Raw genomic sequence first — 20337 nt, 5'->3', positions numbered from 1 at the left:
GGCGACAGATTCTGACACGGAAGTTAGCTTCCGTGCCAGACTAAGCAGTTCCGCTCAGCGTAACGGCTTGCCGTTCTTCTCGCTGGCGCGGCGGAAGGCGTCGGCGAAGGCGTTGCCGGGTTGTTCTTGCTTGCGCGGGGCGGAGGACGTCATCGGCCCGCGAACACGGTCGCTCGACGAGCCCTTCGAATCCTTCTTGCCGGTCTCATCATCGAGCCGCAGCGTCAGCGCGATGCGCTTGCGGGCGACTTCGACGTCGAGCACCTTCACCTTGACGATGTCGCCGGGTTTGACGACCTCGCGTGGATCCTTGATGAAGGTCCTGGACATCGCCGAGATGTGCACCAGACCGTCCTGATGCACGCCGATATCGACGAAGGCGCCGAAGGCGGCGACATTGGTGACGGTGCCCTCGAGGATCATGCCGACTCTGAGGTCCTTGATCTCCTCGACGCCTTCCTTGAACACCGCGGCCTTGAACGCCGGTCGGGGATCGCGGCCGGGCTTTTCCAGTTCGCGCAGGATGTCGGTGACCGTCGGCAGACCAAAGGTCTCGTCCACGAACGACTGCGGCTTCAACTGGCGCATGATCTCGCTGTTGCCGATCAGCGCCTTGATGTCGCTCTTGGTCGCCGTGAGAATCCGGCGCACCACCGGATAGGCCTCGGGGTGCACGCCCGAGGCATCGAGCGGATCCTCGCCGTCGTTGATGCGCAGGAAGCCCGCGCATTGCTCGAAGGCCTTCGGCCCCAGCCGCGGCACCTCCTTCAGCGCCTTGCGCGACTTGAACGGGCCGTTCGAGTCGCGGTGCTGCACGATGCTTTGCGCCAAGCCGGGCCCGATGCCCGACACCCGCGACAGCAGCGGCACGGAGGCGGTGTTGACGTCGACGCCGACGGCATTCACGCAGTCTTCCACGACGGCGTCGAGCGAGCGTGCGAGCTTGCTCTCGCCGAGATCGTGCTGATACTGGCCGACGCCGATCGCCTTGGGATCGATCTTCACGAGCTCGGCGAGCGGATCCTGCAGGCGCCGCGCGATCGACACCGCGCCGCGCAGGGTGACGTCGAGCCCCGGTAGTTCCTCGGATGCATAGGCCGAAGCCGAATAGACCGACGCGCCGGCCTCCGAGACGACGATCTTCGTCATATTCAGGTCCGGCAGCCGCTTGACCAGTTCGGCTGCGAGCTTATCGGTCTCGCGCGAGGCGGTGCCGTTGCCGATCGCGATCAGGTTGACGCGGTGCTGAATCGCGAGCTTGCCGAGGATCGCCAGTGCCTCATCCCACTGGCGCTGCGGCTCGTGCGGATAGACCGCTGTCGTCGCCAATACCTTGCCGGTCGCATCGACGACAGCGACCTTGACGCCGGTGCGGTAGCCGGGATCGAGCCCCATGGTCACGCGCGCACCGGCGGGCGCCGCCAGCAGCAGGTCGCGCAGGTTGGAAGCGAACACCCGCACGCCTTCGGTCTCCGCCGCGGTCCACAGCCGCATGCGCAGGTCGATGTTGAGATGCACCTGGATCTTGGTGCGCCACGCCCAGCGCACGGTTTCGATCAGCCATTTGTCGCCGGGACGGCCGAGATCGGAAATGGCGAAGCGCTTCATAATCTTCAATTCGTAAGCGCTGGGCACGCCAGCCACCGGCGGCTCAGCCTCCGGCTGCATCTGCAGATCGAGAATCTCCTCCTTCTCGCCGCGGAACAGCGCCAGGATGCGGTGCGACGGCAGCTTGTGCAGCGGCTCGCTGAAGTCGAAATAGTCCTTGAACTTTTCGCCCTCGGTCTTCTTGCCCTTGCGCACGGTCGAGACCATGCGCGCGTTCGCCCACACCTCCTCGCGCAGCGCGCCGATCAGATCGGCATCCTCGTCGAAGCGCTCGACCAGGATCGCGCGCGCGCCTTCCAGCGCCGCGGCCACGTCGGCCACACCCTTGTCGGCATCGACAAAGGCTGCCGCCTGCGCTTTCGGATCATGCTGCGGCTGCGTCATCAACAGCTCGGACAACGGTTCGAGCCCGGCCTCCTTGGCGATCTCGGCCTTGGTGCGACGCTTCGGCTTGTAGGGAAGATAGATATCCTCGAGACGCGCCTTGTTGTCGGCAGCCATGATCTGCGCTTCGAGCGCGGCATCGAGCTTGCCCTGCTCGCGGATCGAATTGAGGATCGCGGTGCGGCGCTCCTCGAGTTCGCGCAGATAGGTGAGCCGTTCTTCCAGCGTGCGCAACTGCGCGTCATCGAGCGCGCCGGTCAATTCCTTGCGATAGCGGGCAATGAACGGCACCGTGGCGCCGCCGTCGAGCAGCGTGACGGCCGCCTCGACCTGCTGCTCGCGCACGCCAAGCTCTTGCGCAATCTGCTGATGAATCTTTGCCACGCAATTCCCCTGAACAACTTCGACGCAACCGAACCGCCGGTCGCGAGGCGCCGCTTATGGACCATGCCCGCCGATTTGATCAAGCGGCGGTGAGAGACAGTTCACAAGCGCGGCCCGCGCGAACGGCGAATCGGTATCGCGGTCTGTGCGCCGTCAATCTGCCGAAGATGTGTCGAATCGTCTTCCAGCGAAGTGCTCGAAGATTTCCTGCCTGGCCTGCTTGACGAACGGCACGTTTCATGATGTTCTTTTTTTGTTCTTCGATCTTAAGTTGCGTTAAAGAGGTATTTCATGGACGACGGGTATACCGGCGCCGAATCGTTTCAGTTTACCTTCCACAATGATGATACGCCTCGAGAGTTCGTCAGAGAGCTCTTGCGCGCCGTGTTCGGCAAGTCGGAGCGGGAGGCGATCCTGTTCGCGGCGGAGATCGACCAGCAGGGCAGCGCGACCTGTGGCCCCTATCCGTCTCGGGTCGCCGCGGCCTTATGGAAAACCGCGCAACAACGCATCAACGCGGCCGGGCATGGTCTTCAGATCACCAGCGAAGCGGTAAGGACCAGCGGCCCCTGCGATTTGTGCGGCGCGCCGCCGCCGGTGCAGGAGGTGCAGCTCGACGACAAGATCGCCTGCCTCTGCAGCGACTGCCTGCTCGCGGCAAGGGATGCATCCGAAAAATTGCAGGGCGACGAGTTCAGATACACATACGTCGCGATCGATTGGCATTTTGCCGGCATTCCACGCAATCAGCTCGTGACGCGGGCGCGCGGCTTTCCGGGTCACATGCGTGCGGACGTTCAGGTCGCGCTGGATCGATTGCTCTCTTCACCGATCCACTTCTTCGGCGTTCACGAAGAATATCGCTACGAGACGCTGACCTTTGCGGGATTGATGAACGACGGGCGCAATGCGCCAGTGATCGCTCCCCCGCAGTACTATGACGTCGATGTCGGCGAGCCGGCAGCGGTAAAGTGTCTCAACAACGGATTGTGGCTGTGCCGCGCCGGCGAACTTCGCTACGCGGTGCTGCTGTCCATTTATCGCGAATCCCGCAACGAGGACGCGATCCGGATCGAGATCGCGGTGCCGACCGGCGCAGCCGGCGACACCTTCGTTCAGCGCTGTTTTTCGGAGCTCGAGCAAGCGGTGCAGGCAGCGCGCTCCTATCGCGGCAAGGTTCTTTCGCTCGACGGCGGAGCTGAATATCGCGGACGTTCAAGGGGCATAACGGTGCACCGGCTGCCGCCCGTCGATCGCGAGGCCGTTATCCTGCCTGAACCGACCCTAAGACTGCTTGAACGCAACGTGCTGAACTTTGTCGGCAGCCGCGACGCGCTGCGCCGGCTTGGCCAGTCGACGCGCAAGGGCATCCTGCTCTATGGGCCGCCGGGCACTGGCAAGACTCACACCATCCGCTATCTCGCCACCAATCTGCCGGGACATACGACGCTGATCATCACCGCCGAACAGATCGGGCTGCTCGAAGCTTACATGAATCTGGCGCGACTGCTGCAGCCGACGATGGTCGTGATCGAGGACGTGGACCTGATCGCCGTCGACCGCGAGTTGATGGGTCCGTGCGAGGAATCGCTGCTCAACAAGCTGCTGAACGAGATGGACGGATTGAAGGAGGATGCCGACATCCTGTTCGTGCTCACCACCAACCGTCCCGAAGAGCTTGAAAGCGCGCTGGCCGGCCGGCCCGGCCGCATCGACCAGGCGATCGAGGTGCCGCTGCCGGATGCGATCGGCCGCGGCAAGCTGGTGCGGCTCTACGGCAGGAGCCTGCCGCTCGAGGACAGCATCGTCGACGAGGGGGTGCGGCGCACCGACGGCGTCAGCGCCGCCTTCATCAAGGAGCTGATGCGACGCCTCGCGCAGGCCAGCATCGCGCGCGACGGTGGCAAGTCGGTAATATCAGCCGACATCGACGAGGCGCTCGACGACATGCTGTTCGCCGGCGGCCGGCTCAATGTGAAATTGCTCGGCGGCGCGCAGGAGATGGCCGCGGAGTGACGCGCCCTGGGTGGAGGGCCGTCGCGCGGACTCCGGTTGGAGCGACGGCGGCGGGCCCCTTCTTTCGGCGCCGCTCCACCCTATATCAGGGCTGCCCCTCGCACGCTCAGAAGGACCGCCGGCTTGACCGAGCAGCTCGCCTTATTTGCCGACAATTCCTCCGCGCCGGAGGGATTGCGCTATGCCGCCGATTTCATTTCGTCCGAGGTCGAGCGGGAACTGATCGCGCGCATCGCGGCGCTGCCCCTGCAGCCGTTCCAGTTCGGCCAATATCAGGGCAAGCGGCGCGTGGCTTCGTTCGGCTTCCGCTATGATTATACGGAGCGACGGCTGCGTGAGGCCGATTTCATCCCGGACTGGCTCAGCCCCGTGATCGAGCGGGTCGAGGCCTTCGGCGGACCAGGCACCGAGATCGCGCAGGTGCTCTGCACCGAATACGACACCGGCGTCGGCATCGGCTGGCATCGCGACAAACCGCATTACGACCGGGTCTTCGGCCTGTCGCTGGGATCGCCATGCAAGTTCCGCTTCCGCTGCCCAGCCGGCGACAAGTGGGAACGCTTCACCTTGGAGGCGCAGCCCCGATCGATCTACCTGCTCTCGGGTGAGGCAAGGCAAGTCTGGGAGCACAGCATTCCAGCCGTCGAGGCGCCGCGCTATTCCATTACGTTCCGCACCATGCGGGACTAGTCGCGAGGGACGCTTCGATCACCTCTCCCACAGGGAGAGGTCGGCGCGCAGCGCCGGGTGAGGGGTTCCGGTCCCTCGATAGAGCAGATCCCCTCACCCGCGCCTTCGGCGCGACCTCTCCCTATAGGAGAGGTGAAGCAAGAACTGCTACACTCCACCTGATTCAGCACCAGGAGCCTCATGGCACGACGAACCGGTAGCGCCGATCTTCCGCTCCATAACGGGCGCGTGCCCGCGTGGCTCGGCCAGCGCATGTCCACGCTCGGCGCGATCATCACGCAGGCGATCGTCCACCATTACGGGCGCGAAGAGTTCCTGCAGCGGCTCGCCCATCCGTTCTGGTTCCAATCCTTCGGCGCGGTCATGGGGATGGACTGGCATTCCTCTGGAATCACCACCTCGGTGATCGGCGCATTGAAGCGCGGGCTCGCGCCGCTGCAAGACGAGCTTGGCATCTATGTCTGCGGCGGCCGCGGCAGCAACTCGCGCCGGACGCCGGACGAATTGACCGCGCTCGGCGAACGCACCGGCTTCGATGGCGTGGCGCTGACGCGTGCCAGCCGGCTGGTGGCCAAGGTCGATAGCGCCGCCGTCCAGGACGGCTTCGAGCTTTATCTGCACGGGTTCTTCGTCACCGAGGACGGCAAGTGGACCGTGGTGCAGCAGGGCATGAACGGCGACAAGCGGCAGGCGCGCCGCTATCACTGGCATTCCGAAACTCTGAAGAGCTTCGTCGACGAGCCGCACAGCGCCATCGATGGTCCCGCGCAGGGCGAGATCATCAACCTGACCGATCATCGCGCCGAACGCTCGCGCTCGGCGCAGCTCGATCTGCTCGGCGCGCTCGGGCCCGACGGCATCGCGCGCGAATATGCCGCGCTGTCGAAACAGCCCGATGCGCAGCCGGAACTGCCGCATTTGATCATGCCCGCGCATCATGACGTGCGCGCCAGCGACGTGTTCACGCGCCGCCTGCACGGCACATTGGCGGCGGCCGCCAAATGCGGCCCGCGCGATTTCCCGGAATTGCTGCTGACGCCGGGCGTCGGCGCACGCACCGTGCAGTCGCTCGCGATGGTCGCCGAAGTCGTTCATGGCGCGCCCTACCGGTTCAAGGATCCCGCGCGGTTTTCGCTCGCCCATGGCGGCAAGGACCGCCATCCCTATCCGGTGCCGATCAAGGTCTACGACGAGACCATCCGCGTGCTGAAATCCGCCGTGCAGCAGGCGAGCCTTGGCCGCGACGAAGAGATGCAGGCATTCAAGCGCCTCGACAGTCAGGCGCGCCTCTTGGAGCGAACCGCAACCGGCCCATCGTTCGATGCGTTCGTCGCGCAAGAGCGCAACCGATCGCCCGCGCTCGGCGGCCGCTCGGTGTTCGGATGGGAAGCGGAGATCGCCGGCAGCAAACGCGCGACGCCGGGCAAATCGACATAGACGCAGTCGGTTCACACCACTTGCAGCCGATGTGCCTCCTTGAGCGCTGTCTTCATCAGCGGCCTGACCGCCTTGTCCTCCCGGCCAACCACGACGCCGGCCGCGAGCGCGCGGGCCCGCCTGTTCTCGCGCGGCGCCTGCAGCGCTGCCGCCAGCGCCATCTTCCGATGTGCAACAAAGTCGTTCAGCGCGCCGAGCGCATCCTGGATCTTCTTGAGATGGCTGGACAGGCGCTTGAGCCTCTTTCGCTCCCGCTTGGCCGGAAAAAGCGACTCAAAAAAGTCCACCGCATACCTGATCTTCTTGATCCTGATCCGGAGCTTGTGCCGCGCGCGCGGCTGCAGGCGGTCAAGGTGCCGGCCTTGCTTGCGCGCCTTCCTGGTGCGACGGTGCAAGACGTCGGCCGCAAATTTTTCGATCGGAACATGCATATGTTCGTTCGCCGAAGCCGGCTTCGACTCGACCCACTCCAGCGTGTCGACCAGCAGCCTACGGAACCGTTCCGAGTTCACCGCCCTCTTCGCGCGCGCAAGGGCATCGGCGCGCTTCTCGTCGAACTCGTCCTTGATGGCCCTGCCGCCGCGGCTCAGCGCGCGGTCATGCGTGACCGGCTCGACCTGCTCCTTGATGAAAACATCGATTTCTCGCGCTGGCGCGAGCTCAGCCGTGAGCCACTTCAGTTCGCGCTTGACGGCTGCCGTTCCAGCACCAGGCAGCACCTTCGAAAACAGCGAGATTGCCGCGCGGAGCCTGCGCAGCCCGACCCGCATCTGGTGAACGCCTTCCGCATCAAGATTGCGGACCGCATCCGCATTTCCGGAGAAATGACGAACCGTCGCGCGGGAGATGACCTGGAACGCCTCGCCCGCCGTCATGTCGGCGGAGAGTTCGATCGGCTCAGCGGAAACGACCTGTTCCTCCCTGCCCTGCGCGAGGCCATAGCCGCGGTCTGATTTTGACCGCAGGTCGAGCTCGGCTCCCGACCGTCGCTCGATCGCTCTGGCAACACGGAACAGGTCGGCAAGCCGGCCGCTCTTCAGCTCGAGTTCGAGTTCCTCGATGGGGCTCGCACGATGGCCGGCAATGATCTTCCCTCGATCGATGGCGAGTTCGATCTCGCTCCTCCTGGTGCGGACGGGAACGGTGGTGCGATGAACCGCCGTCTTGAATACGGGCTTCAGCTTGCGGCGCAGCTTTCCGTTGGCGAGTGGCTCGAGCGGCGTGTCATCGGCCTCACGAAGATCCGGCGCGTCATTCTTGATCTCCGCTTCCCATTCGCCTCGGCCAAACTGCGCGCCGTTTGCCGACTTGATCGTCTGGATGTTCGTACTGCCGTTTTGCCGCACGCGAAGCGTCAGACCGCGACTCTTCAGCTTGTGTTTCCCGGTATCGAAATAGGTCGAGACAAGATCGCTGTCCGATCGTTCGCCCATTTTTCCACCAGGAATGCGCCAGCCGGCGAGAGATTTGAGGTTGCGGGCGGCGACGCGGAATTTCAGTTCCGTCTCGACGGCCATGCTTGCTCCGTACTGCTGTTGGATGCGGACTGCGCAAATCCCAGCGCTATAACGCCGAAAACGGTGAAGAGTGCCGCGGCCCGGCGATCATTGTTACAGCACAGCCCCCCATCATCCCGGCAATCGGAACGCTCCGCTCTGCACCGCCCTGCTCACCTCGCGCGCTGTCAGTTCCGGTCATATCCGTCGGCTTTGAGTACATGCCGTTCGAGATCTCCCAACGAGCAGAATTGCTGATGCAGCACCGTGATCTGTTCTGCATCGGTCAATGTATCGCCTCCGCGTGCGCGACAGCGTTGGATGGCAATCTCAAGCGGGGGCCTGAGAACGATGTAGTGCAGAGCGACCCTGAGTGCGTGGAAGTGCCCCAGGAACCACGGCCCGACAATACCATCCAGGAGAACAAAATAGCCGCCTCTGGCGTATCCCTCCGCCACGTTTGCGAGGATACGAACCACACTCCGATTCTGCTCGTGCGCCTCCGGCAGATAGGGCGGAATCGCACCGTGCTTGATGAAATGCCAGAAATCGTCGGCGTGAAGATGCACCTTGGCCATCCCCGGCTCGTGGGCAAGGATTTTTGCCGTGGTTGTCTTTCCCGATCCTGGCGGACCGGTAAGGATAAGAACTTCGCCTCTACCATCGTTCATCGCGCTGCAGCATACAGCGCAACGTTCAGCGATTCCAGCGACTCGTCATTCCGGGGCGCGCAACGCGCGCGCCCGCAATCCATTATGCCGCGTGCGCAAGTGGTGAAATGGATTCCTGGTTCGAAGCTGCGCATCGCCCCGGAATGACGGAGCCGGTTTGACGACGTCTAGCCCGCCTCCGTCGCCCCTACCTTCCGCATCACGACGTCGTCTTGATCTCGATCTGCTTGCTCTGCCTCGGCTCGGGCTTGCGCACGGTCACCTTGAGGACGCTCTTGGAGATCTCGGCGGAGATATCTTCCGCTTTCACACCCGCCGGCAATTCGACGGAGCGTGCGAACGAGCCGAAGCTGCGCTCGACCAGGTGGTAATCCTTGCTCTTCTCCTCGCGCTCGTTCTTCTTTTCGCCGCGAATGGTGAGAAGGTTGTCGGTGAGATTGAGCTCGACGTCCTTCTGCTCGAGACCGGGAAGTTCCGCCGTCATCTCGATCGCCTTGTCGGTCTCGCTGACATCCATGCTCGGCAGGCTTCTGCCGGCCGCGGCGAAGGCCGGGAAGTTGCGGGAAAGGCCTTCGAACAGGTGATCGATTTCCTGCTGCAGGAACGCGAATGGATTGGCTTCGCGACGGGCGACATTGCGATCAGTGGTGACGGGGACCATAGGCTTGATCATGATTGCCTCCTATGTAAGCCGAACTGGTGTCGGAACTTTACGGCCTGGCCGAAGGACGGCGTTGAGCGAAATCAAGCAAGACCCGGCACATGCGCGGCAGACTGGAAATAACGCGCACAGGTAAGCACGTTTCCCTTGTGGCCACAGAGAGGGATTTTTGATGTACGCCATGCTTCTTCAAGCACCCAACAGGCCGCTCGTGCGTGAGCAGCGTCCCGATCCGTTGCCCGGACCGGGCGAGGTGCGCCTCAAAGTTTCCGCCTGCGGCGTCTGCCGCACCGACCTGCATGTCGTCGACGGCGAATTGCCTGACATCCGTTATCCCATCATTCCCGGTCACGAGGTCGTCGGCCGGGTCGATCTGCTCGGCGAAGGCGTTGACGGCCTCGCGCCAGGTGCGCGCGTCGGCGTGCCCTGGCTCGGCTTCACCTGTGGCACCTGCCCTTATTGCCGCGAGGGCAAGGAGAATCTCTGCGATTATCCGCGCTTCACCGGCTACACGCGCGATGGCGGGTTTGCGAGCCACCTCATCGCCGATGCGCGCTATTGCTTTCCGCTCGGCGAGGACGGCGACGATGTCGCGCTGGCGCCGCTGCTCTGCGCCGGCCTGATCGGCTGGCGCTCGCTGGTGATGGCCGGCGACGGCAAGCGCCTCGGCATCTACGGCTTCGGCGCGGCGGGCCACATCATCGCTCAGGTCGCGCGCTGGCAAGGCCGCGAGATCTTCGCCTTCACGCGCGACGGCGATACGGAGGCGCAACAACTCGCCCTGTCGCTTGGCGCCGATTGGGCGGGCGCTTCTGGCGACAGGCCGCCGGCCGAACTCGACGCCGCCATTATCTATGCCCCTGTCGGCGCCTTGGTGCCGCAGGCGTTGCGCGCTTTACGCAAAGGCGGCCGCGTGGTCTGCGCCGGCATCCACATGTCGGACATTCCGTCCTTTCCTTATGATATTCTCTGGGAGGAGCGGCAGATCGTCTCGGTCGCCAATCTGACACGCCAGGACGGCAGGGATTTTCTGAAAGTGGCGCGCGAGGCGAACATCAAGACGACGACGACCACCTTTCCTCTGGATCAGGCCAATGAGGCGCTGGCGCACCTGCGCAGTGGCAATCTGGTCGGCGCGGCGGTGCTGCGGCCATGACGCCACCGTCCTCGCATCAAGGCACGACCGACCAGGACCGCGTGCTGGATTTTCTCGGCAAGCCGTCCGGCGGGCATGATACCCGTCGCGTCGACACGCACGGCTCGATCGTGTTCCTGAAGCCCGACCGCGTCTACAAGGTCAAGCGTGCGGTGCGGCTGCCCTATCTGGATTACTCCTCGCTCGACAAACGCAAGCACGCCTGCGAGGAGGAGATCGCCATCAATCGGCGTTTCGCGCCGGAAATCTATCGCGGCGTGGTGCCGATCACGGAAGGCGAAGCTGGCCCCGAAATCGGCGGCAAGGGAGACGTCATCGAGTGGGCGGTCGAGATGGCCCGGTTCGACGAGAACCAGACGTTCGACCATCTGGCGGTTCGAGGCGAGATCACGCCAAAATTAGCCGAGCCGCTGGCCGAGGCGATCGCCGCGTCCCACGACAGCGCACCGGTTTCGGATGGCGAGACCTGGCTCGCCTCGCTCCCCGGCATCATCGAACGCAACACGACAGCGTTTCGCAGCCATCCCGCACTTGCAAGCGCCGAGGTCGAGCGCCTGCATCTGCTGAGCTGCGATCTGCTCACCAAGAACAAGGTGCTTCTCGAGCAGCGCGCCGCCGCTCGTAGGGTGCGCCGATGCCATGGCGACGCGCATCTCGGCAACATCGTGATGATCGATGGCAAGCCGCGCCTGTTCGATGCGATCGAATTCGACCCCGTCATCGCCACCACGGATGTGCTCTATGACCTCGCCTTTCCGCTGATGGACCTCTTGCATTTCGGCAACCGTGCTGCCGCGAACCGGCTGTTGAACTCCTATCTGCAGGCCACGTGGCAGCAGAACGCCGGCGCGCTTGCCTTGCTGCCGCTGTTCCTGTCCATCCGCGCGGCAATCAGAGCCAATGTGCTCCTGACCAAGCATGCGCAAGGCGGCGGCGCCGCCGTGCTGTCGGATGCGCAGTCGTATTTCGAACTCGCAGGCGATCTGATCGCGCCGGGAAAGCCGTCGCTGATCGCGGTCGGCGGCCGCTCAGGCACCGGCAAGAGCGTGCTGGCACGCGCCATCGCCGGACTGGTCCAGCCTGCACCCGGCGCGGTGTTGCTGCGCTCGGACGTGATCCGCAAGGAGATCTTCGGAGTCGGCCCGCTGGTCAAGCTCCCCGAGTCGGCGTACGCGCCCGGAACGTCCGAGCGCGTTTATGACGCAATGCTCGATCGCGCGCGAGCTATGCTGGCGCAGGGATTTTCCGCGCTGGTCGACGCAGCGTTCCTGAAGGAAGACGAGCGAAACCAGCTTCGCCCGCTTGCGGCCTCCTGCGGCGTCGATTTCTTCGGGATATTCCTTGTTGCCGAGACCTCCATCCGCCTCGCACGCATCGGCGCACGCCGGAATGACGCCTCCGACGCAACCCAGGACGTGGCGCTGTTTCAGGACAGCATCGACACCGGCGCAATCGATTGGACGATCGTCGATGCGTCGGGAACGCCGGAGGAGACATTGGAGCAAAGCATCCCGCATCTTCCGCGGGGTGACGTACTAGAGGACTAGATCGGAGCGATGACGGTCCTTCTCCCTCTCCCCGTTCTTACGGGGAGAGGGTTGGGGTGAGGGGCTCTCTCCACGCAGACGTTGACCGACGGACTCGCAGAGACTCCCCCTCACCCGAAATTCAAGCTACGCTTGAATTTCGACCTCTCCCCGCAAGCGGGCGAGGTGACGCGGGGTTCGCGCCGTAACCAGGCCACTAGTGCTGCAGCACGTATCGGCCGGGCGCATCCTCCAGCGCGGTGGCGTCCTTGCCGGCGCCGCCCATGGGTGACGGCGCAACCGGTTCGCCGGAATGGGCATTCAGGAACGCGACCCATTCGTGCCACCAGGAGCCTTCGCGCTTTGGCGCGACCTTCAGCCATTCATCCGGCCCGATATAGAGGCCGTCCTTCAGCTTGGTCAGGACCTGGTACGAATGCCACGGCTCGTTGGGCGCCGCGACGACGCCGGCATTGTGTCCGCCGTTCGTGAGCACGAACGTCGTATCGGCATCGGCGAGGAAATGGATCTTGAAGGTCGATTTCCAGGGAGCGACGTGATCGCGAAGCGTACCGACGACGAACATCGGCGCATGCAGATCGGACAGCGAGATCGGCTTGCCGTCGACGCGATAACGCCCTTCGGCAAGGTCGTTGTCGAGGAAGAGCTGGCGGAGATATTCCGAATGCATCCGATAGGGCATGCGTGTTGCATCCGCATTCCATGCCATCAGGTCGCTGAGCGGCTGCCGCTCTCCGATCAGGTAGTCGCGGATCATCCGCGACCAGATCAGGTCGTTGGAACGCAGCATCTGAAAGGCGCCGGCCATCTGCGTGGTCTCGAGCACGCCGCGCTGCCACATCATATCCTCGAGGAACGAGACCTGGCTTTCGTTGATGAAGAGCGTGAGTTCGCCGGCCTCGGTGAAGTCGGTCTGCGCGGCCAGCAGCGTCACGGTGCGCAGGCAGTCCGGCTTCTCCTTGCTCAGCCGCGCCGCCGCGATCGACAATAGCGTGCCGCCGAGGCAATAGCCGGTGGCGTGAATGGGCTGGCCGGGGACGATCCGGTTGATGACCTCGATCGCGGCATCGACGCCGAGCCGGCGATAGTCCTCGAGACTGATGTTGCGGTCCTCGGGCGTCGGGTTGCGCCAGGAGATCATGAACACGGTAAAGCCGTTCTCGACCAGGAAACGCACCAGCGAATTGTGCGGCGACAGATCGAGGATGTAATATTTCATGATCCAGGCCGGCACGATCAGGATCGGTTCGGGCCGGACTTGCGATGTGGTCGGCGAATACTGGATCAGCTCGATCAATTCGTTGCGGTAGACCACCTTGCCCTTGGTGACAGCGACGTTCTGTCCAACGACGAACCTATGTTCCGGCCCGTGACCGGTCACCAGCGCCTTCCAATCCTCCAGCCAATTGTGCAGGCCGCCGACGAAATTGCCGCCGCCGGTCTCCATGATCTTGCGCAGCACTTCGGGATTGGTCAGCGCGAAATTCGTCGGCGCCAGCACGTCCAGCCACTGCCGGATCGCGAAATCCGCAATCGCCGCATCCTGCCGCGCCACGCCATGGACATCGGTGGTGGCCGATTGCCACCACTGCTCGGTCAGCAGGAACGCCTGCGCCAGCATGTTGAAGGCCGGCAATTCCCAGTCCGGCTCGGAAAACCGCCGGTCGGTCGGCGCCGGCGCGATCAGGCCCCAGGTGCGATAGACCGGATGCGGGTTCGCGAGTGTCTCAAAAAACTGCATCGCGTCGCGGATCACATCCCGTGCAAGCGTCAACCGCTTGCCCGGCGAGATTGCCAAATGGAGCTGCCAGTCGAGCAGCGCCAGCGTAAGCGCGGCGGGAGACAGGCCACCAGTCCAGCGGGCGATCACGGCATGGGCGAGGTGATCGATCACGTCGAACGCCGATACCGGCTCGGACGGTGCTGGTACCGCGGGGACCGCCGCGCCGACTTGCAACGGCGGCTTGACCGGCTCGAATGGAATGACTTTGGAATCCATGGCCTGGCTTGTCATACCAACCTCCATTGACTCCATTTACGCTAGTGCCGCCAGCGACGGTTTGAGCTGCGTCAAACTGGTTTGCCACGGCCTCCCGCATGGATCGGGCGGTCCGAACCGCATGCAGCAAGCGCCCATGGGTTATCGGCATGAGCGGCGACATCGGCAGTTTCGTCATCATCGTGCTCGTGATCGGCATGTCCTTAACGCTCGACATCGTCCAGGAGCACCGCGCCGAACTGACCGCCGAAGCGTTGCGGCAGTCGGTGGCGATCCAGGCCGACGTCGTGCGCGACGGGGCTATCGTCTCCCTTCCCGTCAGCGAGCTGGTGCCGGGCGACGTCGTTCACCTCCGCACCGGGAGACCTCGTGCCGGCGGACGGGATCGTGCTGGACGCGCACGAACTGCAGGTCAACGAGGCCTTGATGACGGGCGAGCCGTTTCCGGCGAGCAAGACCACCGCGCCATGCGCGGCACCCTGCCCGCTGAAGCAAGCAACGCGCTCTTTGCCGGGACCAGCGTGGTCAGCGGCGCCGTGATGCTGATCGTCGAAACCGGCCATCGAACGCGCTTCGGCGTGATTGCTGCCGAGCTCGCCACCAACGCGCCGCCGACGGCGCTCGACGGGAGCGTGGTGAATTGCATCCGCAATGGATGCTGCACTCCCTCTCCCGCTTGCGGGAGAGAGCTGGGGTGAGGGTGTCTCCGCATTGGGATTCCCTGAGTGGAGAGAGCCCTCACCCGCTGCGCCAAGGCGCAGCGACCTCTCCCGCAAGCGGGAGAGGTGAGGTCCGCAGCGCGCTCCAAATTCACGCGAAGCCGAAAAATTCCTTGCCGCGGGCGATGATCTCCTTGTCGGTCGGGTGATCACTCGCCTCGACGCGAAGGATGATGTTCGGGTAGGTGTCCTGCAGATGATGCAGCAGCTCGGTCTTCTCGTTCCCCGGCCCCATGATCAGGACGTCGGTGCAATTCTGCAGCACCTGCCCCACGCTGACCAGGAAAGCGGGATCACTCTCGACCTTGCCTGAGCCGATGCTGTTGGCCTTGTGGTGAAGATGGGTCGAGGACAGATGCGCCGGCACCACGATGGAATCCACGCCCGTGAGGCCCATCGAGAAGATCTTTGCGGTGAGATGATCGATCCAAACGACCGCATGCGCATGCGTCGCGGTCGTAGTTCGTGTCGCAGAGCTGGACATTGCTTCTCCTTGCGTCAGTGATGGTGTTCGATGGCTCAGCTCATATATTGGCCGCCATTAATCGACAGCGTCGAGCCGGTGATGAAGCCGGCCTCGTCGGCGGCGAGAAAGACGACGGCGCGCGCGATCTCCTCGGGCCGACCGAGCCTGCCGACCGGAATCTGCGGCAGGATCACATCCTTTATGACCTCCGGCGAGACCGCATCCAGCATCTCGGTGTGGGTATAGCCGGGACAGATCGCGTTGACGGTGATGCCGACCTTCGCGCTCTCGAGCGCAAGCGCCCGCGTGAAGCCAAGCTCGCCGGCCTTCGCGGCCGAATAATTGGTCTGTCCGAACTGGCCCTTCTGGCCGTTGATCGAGGCGATGTTGACGATGCGGCCGAACCTGCGCGACCGCATGCCCTCGATCACGGATCGGCACATGTTGAACAAGGCGTTGAGGTCGGTATTGATCACCGCGTCCCATTGCGCCTTCGTCATCTTCTGCAGGCTGCTGTCGCGCACGATGCCGGCATTGTTGACGAGAATGTCGATCGGACCGAGCGCGGCTTCCACCCGCTTCACGCCGGCGCCGCAGGCGGTGAAATCGCCGACGTCCCATTGAAACACCGGTATAGCTGTTTCAGCGTGAAACGCCTCGGCCGCCTTGGTATTGCCGGCATAGGTCGCCGCCACGCGGTAACCTTCCGATTGAAGCGCCCGGGCGATCGCGGCGCCAATGCCCCGAACGCCGCCCGTAACCAACGCAACGCGTCCCATGTCGATCCTCCCTTGCCTCTGCAACCTGGCCGTGAACCAATAAAGAAGGGAGGCCAAACGCCCTTTGATGTGGGTCAACAAGGGGAGGAAACTGCGCTGACATAGTGAGTTCGCCAACGACGGGAAGCGCCCGCAGGCGGCTTTCGTCCGTCATCAGGGAGAGATTCATGTACAAGAACATTCTGGTGCTGGTGCCCACGGAATTGTCGACGCGTCCGGTCGCCGATGGCTCGATATCGCTCGCGGCCACGTCCAAAGCCGAACTTGAAGCGCTGGCGATAGGCTACGAGGCAAGCAGCATACCGATGACGGCGGAAGGCGGCGCCGCGGTCGGCTCGATCAATGAGATCGAGCGTCAGCGCGCGTTTGAGCGCGCTGACGGCGCGTTGCGCATGTTCGAGGCGCAGGCCAGGAATGCAGGCATCACCTACCGCTGTCGCGCCCTCAGCGCGCTTCCGGGCGAGGCGGTCGAGATTGTCGGCGCGGCCGCGCGGCTGCACGACCTGACGATCGTGTCGCAGCCCGAGGTCGATCGCGACACCTTTGACAACAAGCTCGCCCAGGAAACGCTGTTCGAGGCCGGCGGCCCGGTGCTGTTCATGCCTTACACATTCAAGGGCGCGTTCACGGCAAAGCGGATCGGCATCTGCTGGGATGGCAGCCGCGTTGCGGCACGCGCCCTGCACGACGCCATGCCCTTCCTGAAGGCGGCAGAGACGCTGACGGTCATCACCGTCAACGAAGACGACAACGTGCCGAGCGAGGCGTCGCCGACCCATCTCGCGCGATACCTGGCGCATGTCGACGTCCCGGTCCATCTGACTTCGCTCAGGATGGATGATGCCGAGATCCAGCCGGGCATCCTGTCGCTCGCGGCCGATGAGTCGCTCGATCTCCTGGTGATGGGCGGCTACGGGCATTCGCGCCTCAAGGAAACCGTACTCGGCGGCGTCACGCGCGACATGCTGCGCTGCATGACCGTTCCGACGCTGATGTCGCATTAGATTCTTTGTTTGACGCGTTTTCTTTACGCGAACCGGTATCCACTTCGCTTGAAAACGCTCTGGATTCGAGACACATGCCGTGCGCGCCCACCAGATCATGACCAGGGACGTCATCACCGTCAGCCCTCATGCATCCATCATGGATGCCGCCAACATCATGCTGCGCTGTCACCTGAGCGGCCTGCCGGTGATGGGCGAAGACGGCATGCTCAAGGGCATCGTCTCCGAGAGCGACTTCCTTTGCCGCGGCGAGATCGGCACCGGCCGCCGGCGCCCGGGCTGGCTGCAGTTCTTCGCTGGGCCCGGCCGCGCGGCGATCGATTTCGTGCATGAACGCGGGCGTCACGTCGAAGACGTCATGACGCCGGATCCGATCACGGTGGACGAGCAGACGCCCTTGGACGAGCTCGTGCGCATCATGGAAAAGAGGCGCGTGAAGCGCCTGCCGGTGATGAGCGGCAAGATGCTCGTCGGCATCATCACGCGCGCCAACATCCTTCAGGCGGTCGCGAGCCTTGCCAAGGAAATTCCCGACCCGACCGCTGACGACCAGCATATCCGCGATCGTATCCTGCGTCAGATCCAGGGCACAGACTGGCGACCCGCCGGCTTCCAGGTCACCGTGCGCAACGGCGTGGTTCATCTCCATGGCGTCATCTTCGACGACAGCACGCGCAAGGCGGCCATCGTTCTCGCCGAGAACACCGCCGGCGTTAAGGCGGTCCACGATCACCTCTGCTTCGTGGATACTTATTCGGGGTACTATGTGGAGCCGCCGGAAGACGTCAGTGCGGCGAGGTGAACCGCCCCCGGGAGCGCTGCCGATTCCGTGATATCTAACTACGCCTCGTGAAGCGATCTTTCGAAAGCGGCCGATCTCTTTCGGAAATGCACGCAACGGGGGCGCTGCAGGATCGATCGTCTGGGATCGATGGCAAGCGCATATCGAAAAAGTACGGCCGACATTCCGGATCGAACGAAAAGTTCTTGCCCATTCTGGCGAAGCCTTATCGGCTGACGTACCCTTCGTGTAGATATGGGTGCGGCTTCAATACAATCGCCGCACGGAAATTCGTTCAGGATCGGACTATCGCCATGCTCAACGATGGGCGAGCATTTGACCGCGAGACAACAACAACAACAACGGCCGGCAGCTCGAACATCTCGTCGGAGCGGGCGCTGGGTATCGCGCATATATGGCGCTTTGCGCCGCGTTGGCATCAACGCACAAGGCGCATCGTCACGGGAATAGCCGGGCTCGCCGCGGTGGGCACCGTATTGGGCGGCCTGACCGGCTATTGGACGACCTACAAGGCGCTCAATGACTGGATCAGCCGCAGGCAAGTGGTGATGCCGGCGCCGCGCCTCTCCATTGCCGTGCTGCCCTTCGAGAATCTCAGCGGCGATCCGGCGCAGGATTATTTCGGCGACGCCGTCGTCGAGAACCTGACGACGGACTTATCCGTCAACATCCCGGCTCTTGTCGTCATCACCGGCGGCTCGGCACTGACAGACAGAAACCAGAGGATCGATCCCAAACGGATCGGTCAGGAGCTGAATGTCCGCTACCTGCTGCTCGGTTCGGTGCTTCGCTCCGCCGACCAGCTTCGCATCAATGCGCGGCTGGTCGACGCCGAAAACGGCGAGCAGTTGTGGGCGGATCGCTTCGACGGAAGCGCGGCCGATTTATTGAAGTTGCAGGATCAGGTCACGTCCCGCATTTCCAGCTCGCTTCAATTCACCTTGCCGATCGCCTGGATGCGCAAGACGCAGATGACGACGACCACGCTATTGTCGATGTGACGCCAAGCGGCGGCATCGCAAGGGATGCCTGACAATCCCTACAATATGGTCGGATATTTTTTCTTCAGAAGCGAAGCAAATTGTCTGGCGGCCCATGCGTTGAGGCGGATAACCCGAAAGCTATACGAAGGTATAGAACGGGCATACTAACGACTTCCCTCACGGCTTTATCCGCGGCCAACTCTCTCAGAACTAAAGCAAATTCGCCTCGACGCGGAGGCGAGCACGCTGCCGCCATTTGCAATATCTAACACCCGCTAAGCATCTATAACGGGCATCATAGCGCGAAGGGCATATGCTCTTCAGAATTGCAACTGTTGCATTCGCAGAGTTCCTCGGTCGCAGGCGATGCCGACCGAAACTAGAAAGGATGAGCGATGCTTACGCAGGCTATCAACGAGAGGCTGAGCCATCCTCACGTCAGCCTCCCGGTCGGCTCGGAATCGCACCACGTCCATCCTGATGCCGAAGGGCTCCGCCAGGAGCACAAGTGGCGCGACCTGAAACAGGATGATGCGGCTGCGATCGGGGAGATCGCGATTTCGCGCTGGGCGGGTTCGCAAACCGGCTCCCGATACGAGGAGGCGGCAACGCCGCCCGGTCGATATGTGGTGGCGATCGCCCTGAAGAGCACGCGCCTCACCCTGACACGGGGGCGGCAGATCATTTTCGACGGGGTCATGCCGGCGGGCACGCTGCACGTCACGGCGCCTTCGACCCAGCTTGGTGCGCAGTTTCACGCCCCCTACGACTTCCTGCACTTCCATGTCTCGGCCGACTATCTTCACGGGCACCGCGCCGCGGCCGAGCCCTGTGCGACCGGCGAGGATCTCGGCGACCTCATCCTGCTGCGGGACTCCTTTGCCGAGCAGCTCGGCAGGGCGCTGATCGAGCGCGGCAATGCCAGGGACCCGGCTTTCACCCGCTGCATTGGTCAAACGCTGGCCATGCATATCGCCCGACTCGAGACGCCGCGGAGCAAGGTCAACGCGCTGCCGAAATGGCGGCTCAGGCGGGTCGAAGAGTACGTCAACGCAAACTATCATCGCAGCGTCAGTCTTGCCGATCTGGCCAAGGCCGCCGGCCTGTCCCGCATGCATTTTGCGGCCCAGTTCCGGGCGGCGACAGGCTTTCGTCCGCGCGAGTATCTGCTGCACCGGCGCGTCGAGCGCGCGAAATGGATCCTCTCCGACGGCGAGACGCCCCTGGCCGAGGTCGCATTGGCAGTGGGCTTCTGCACCCAGGCGCATTTCTCGACTGTCTTCAAGCGCATCACCGGGGAAACGCCGGCGCGCTGGCGAACCGCCAGCCGAAGCGCATCGCCCTCGCCGATCGACCAGAGCGTCCGGACCAAGATCCCGTTCGGCCGGCCACGGGCTCAAGTACGGCGCGCGGATCATCTCATTGCCGCCGGCGGTCACCCCTCGCTGTGACAGCACCTGAGGCCGTGTCGCAAATTGCGACACCGGCCGCCCCATACTCGCTTGCAATCATTCGATTGAAAATCGGCATCATGG

At 63.5% G+C, this 20337-nt stretch carries 16 protein-coding genes and 1 pseudogene; 10 read left to right on the top strand and 7 right to left on the bottom strand.

The window, feature by feature from the left end; translation table 11 throughout:
• Window positions 1-54 precede the first annotated feature (54 nt).
• Window positions 55-2376 (bottom strand): Tex family protein, encoded by a 2322-nt coding sequence (locus tag ACZXDY_RS29130; RefSeq protein ID WP_464347875.1) that lies wholly within the window; start codon window positions 2374-2376, stop codon window positions 55-57.
• Between the two features lie 291 nt (window positions 2377-2667).
• On the opposite strand from ACZXDY_RS29130, the gene ACZXDY_RS29125 reads away from it, so the two are divergent.
• The 3 genes from ACZXDY_RS29125 to ACZXDY_RS29115 all read left to right on the top strand — a co-directional run bounded on the left by ACZXDY_RS29125 (window position 2668) and on the right by ACZXDY_RS29115 (window position 6519).
• Window positions 2668-4392, top strand: a complete 1725-nt coding sequence (locus ACZXDY_RS29125) for an ATP-dependent Clp protease adaptor ClpS (protein ID WP_028162688.1) — start codon at window positions 2668-2670, stop codon at window positions 4390-4392.
• Window positions 4393-4515: 123 nt separating this feature from the next.
• A complete protein-coding gene (locus ACZXDY_RS29120) occupies window positions 4516-5082 on the top strand; it encodes an alpha-ketoglutarate-dependent dioxygenase AlkB (RefSeq protein WP_464347874.1) in 567 nt (188 codons plus the stop codon).
• A gap of 180 nt (window positions 5083-5262) precedes the next feature.
• Window positions 5263-6519, top strand: a complete 1257-nt coding sequence (locus ACZXDY_RS29115) for a DUF763 domain-containing protein (protein ID WP_464347873.1) — start codon at window positions 5263-5265, stop codon at window positions 6517-6519.
• Between the two features lie 11 nt (window positions 6520-6530).
• On the opposite strand, the gene ACZXDY_RS29110 is transcribed toward ACZXDY_RS29115, so the two are convergent.
• The 3 genes and pseudogenes from ACZXDY_RS29110 to ACZXDY_RS29100 form a co-directional block, all read right to left on the bottom strand.
• Complete coding sequence (locus tag ACZXDY_RS29110) at window positions 6531-8036, bottom strand: CYTH and CHAD domain-containing protein (protein WP_464347872.1); 1506 nt, start codon at window positions 8034-8036, stop codon at window positions 6531-6533.
• A gap of 111 nt (window positions 8037-8147) precedes the next feature.
• A pseudogene (locus tag ACZXDY_RS29105) lies at window positions 8148-8686 on the bottom strand (AAA family ATPase).
• A 199-nt stretch (window positions 8687-8885) separates the two neighbouring features.
• The gene (locus tag ACZXDY_RS29100; protein ID WP_464347871.1) at window positions 8886-9359 is read right to left on the bottom strand and encodes an Hsp20/alpha crystallin family protein; all 474 of its coding nucleotides are present in this window, start codon (window positions 9357-9359) and stop codon (window positions 8886-8888) included.
• 160 nt (window positions 9360-9519) lie between these two features.
• Between ACZXDY_RS29100 and ACZXDY_RS29095 the strand changes: the two genes are divergently transcribed.
• Together ACZXDY_RS29095 and ACZXDY_RS29090 are read left to right on the top strand one after the other, a co-directional pair.
• Window positions 9520-10503 carry a zinc-dependent alcohol dehydrogenase family protein gene (locus ACZXDY_RS29095; protein WP_464347870.1) on the top strand — a complete coding sequence of 328 codons (984 nt, stop codon included), beginning with the start codon at window positions 9520-9522 and terminating at the stop codon, window positions 10501-10503.
• Window positions 10500-12050, top strand: a complete 1551-nt coding sequence (locus tag ACZXDY_RS29090) for a bifunctional aminoglycoside phosphotransferase/ATP-binding protein (protein ID WP_464347869.1) — start codon at window positions 10500-10502, stop codon at window positions 12048-12050. Before ACZXDY_RS29095 ends, ACZXDY_RS29090 begins: the two co-directional genes overlap by 4 nt.
• Window positions 12051-12246: 196 nt before the next feature.
• On the opposite strand, the gene ACZXDY_RS29085 is transcribed toward ACZXDY_RS29090, so the two are convergent.
• Complete coding sequence (locus tag ACZXDY_RS29085; protein WP_464347868.1) at window positions 12247-14064, bottom strand: PHA/PHB synthase family protein; 1818 nt, start codon at window positions 14062-14064, stop codon at window positions 12247-12249.
• 134 nt (window positions 14065-14198) lie between these two features.
• Here ACZXDY_RS29085 and ACZXDY_RS29080 point away from each other — a divergent pair, with 134 nt between their 5' ends.
• Window positions 14199-14747 (top strand): hypothetical protein, encoded by a 549-nt coding sequence (locus ACZXDY_RS29080; RefSeq protein WP_464347867.1) that lies wholly within the window; start codon window positions 14199-14201, stop codon window positions 14745-14747.
• Between the two features lie 112 nt (window positions 14748-14859).
• Here ACZXDY_RS29080 and ACZXDY_RS29075 read toward each other — a convergent pair whose 3' ends face one another.
• Both ACZXDY_RS29075 and phbB read right to left on the bottom strand, forming a co-directional pair.
• On the bottom strand, window positions 14860-15252 hold the full coding sequence (locus ACZXDY_RS29075; RefSeq protein ID WP_130228145.1) for a hypothetical protein: 393 nt from the start codon (window positions 15250-15252) through the stop codon (window positions 14860-14862).
• A gap of 35 nt (window positions 15253-15287) precedes the next feature.
• Window positions 15288-16013, bottom strand: coding sequence for an acetoacetyl-CoA reductase (phbB, locus tag ACZXDY_RS29070; protein WP_464347866.1), 726 nt, complete (start codon window positions 16011-16013; stop codon window positions 15288-15290).
• Between the two features lie 167 nt (window positions 16014-16180).
• On the opposite strand from phbB, the gene ACZXDY_RS29065 reads away from it, so the two are divergent.
• The 4 genes from ACZXDY_RS29065 to ACZXDY_RS29050 all read left to right on the top strand — a co-directional run bounded on the left by ACZXDY_RS29065 (window position 16181) and on the right by ACZXDY_RS29050 (window position 20253).
• Window positions 16181-17017 (top strand): universal stress protein, encoded by an 837-nt coding sequence (locus ACZXDY_RS29065; RefSeq protein ID WP_464347865.1) that lies wholly within the window; start codon window positions 16181-16183, stop codon window positions 17015-17017.
• A gap of 79 nt (window positions 17018-17096) precedes the next feature.
• Window positions 17097-17819 carry a CBS domain-containing protein gene (locus tag ACZXDY_RS29060; protein WP_464347864.1) on the top strand — a complete coding sequence of 241 codons (723 nt, stop codon included), beginning with the start codon at window positions 17097-17099 and terminating at the stop codon, window positions 17817-17819.
• A 293-nt stretch (window positions 17820-18112) separates the two neighbouring features.
• Window positions 18113-18820: a hypothetical protein gene (locus ACZXDY_RS29055; protein ID WP_464347863.1), complete on the top strand. Its 708-nt coding sequence runs from the start codon at window positions 18113-18115 to the stop codon at window positions 18818-18820.
• A 377-nt stretch (window positions 18821-19197) separates the two neighbouring features.
• The gene (locus tag ACZXDY_RS29050) at window positions 19198-20253 is read left to right on the top strand and encodes a helix-turn-helix domain-containing protein (RefSeq protein ID WP_464347862.1); all 1056 of its coding nucleotides are present in this window, start codon (window positions 19198-19200) and stop codon (window positions 20251-20253) included.
• Window positions 20254-20337 lie beyond the last annotated feature (84 nt).

The organism is Bradyrhizobium sp. LeoB3 (assembly GCF_055456055.1).
The sequence above is the reverse complement of the archived record's forward strand: the minus strand, read 5'-3'. Positions and strand labels throughout refer to the sequence as shown.

Coding starts and splice junctions, on each gene's coding strand:
- ACZXDY_RS29115 (WP_464347873.1), top strand. CDS start 5,263: ATGGCACGACGAACCGGTAGCGCCGATCTTCCGCTCCATAACGGGCGC.
- ACZXDY_RS29090 (WP_464347869.1), top strand. CDS start 10,500: ATGACGCCACCGTCCTCGCATCAAGGCACGACCGACCAGGACCGCGTG.
- ACZXDY_RS29085 (WP_464347868.1), bottom strand. CDS start 14,064: ATGACAAGCCAGGCCATGGATTCCAAAGTCATTCCATTCGAGCCGGTC.
- ACZXDY_RS29080 (WP_464347867.1), top strand. CDS start 14,199: ATGAGCGGCGACATCGGCAGTTTCGTCATCATCGTGCTCGTGATCGGC.
- ACZXDY_RS29125 (WP_028162688.1), top strand. CDS start 2,668: ATGGACGACGGGTATACCGGCGCCGAATCGTTTCAGTTTACCTTCCAC.
- ACZXDY_RS29110 (WP_464347872.1), bottom strand. CDS start 8,036: ATGGCCGTCGAGACGGAACTGAAATTCCGCGTCGCCGCCCGCAACCTC.
- ACZXDY_RS29075 (WP_130228145.1), bottom strand. CDS start 15,252: ATGTCCAGCTCTGCGACACGAACTACGACCGCGACGCATGCGCATGCG.
- ACZXDY_RS29095 (WP_464347870.1), top strand. CDS start 9,520: ATGTACGCCATGCTTCTTCAAGCACCCAACAGGCCGCTCGTGCGTGAG.
- ACZXDY_RS29055 (WP_464347863.1), top strand. CDS start 18,113: ATGCTCAACGATGGGCGAGCATTTGACCGCGAGACAACAACAACAACA.
- ACZXDY_RS29050 (WP_464347862.1), top strand. CDS start 19,198: ATGCTTACGCAGGCTATCAACGAGAGGCTGAGCCATCCTCACGTCAGC.
- ACZXDY_RS29100 (WP_464347871.1), bottom strand. CDS start 9,359: ATGATCAAGCCTATGGTCCCCGTCACCACTGATCGCAATGTCGCCCGT.
- phbB (WP_464347866.1), bottom strand. CDS start 16,013: ATGGGACGCGTTGCGTTGGTTACGGGCGGCGTTCGGGGCATTGGCGCC.
- ACZXDY_RS29065 (WP_464347865.1), top strand. CDS start 16,181: ATGTACAAGAACATTCTGGTGCTGGTGCCCACGGAATTGTCGACGCGT.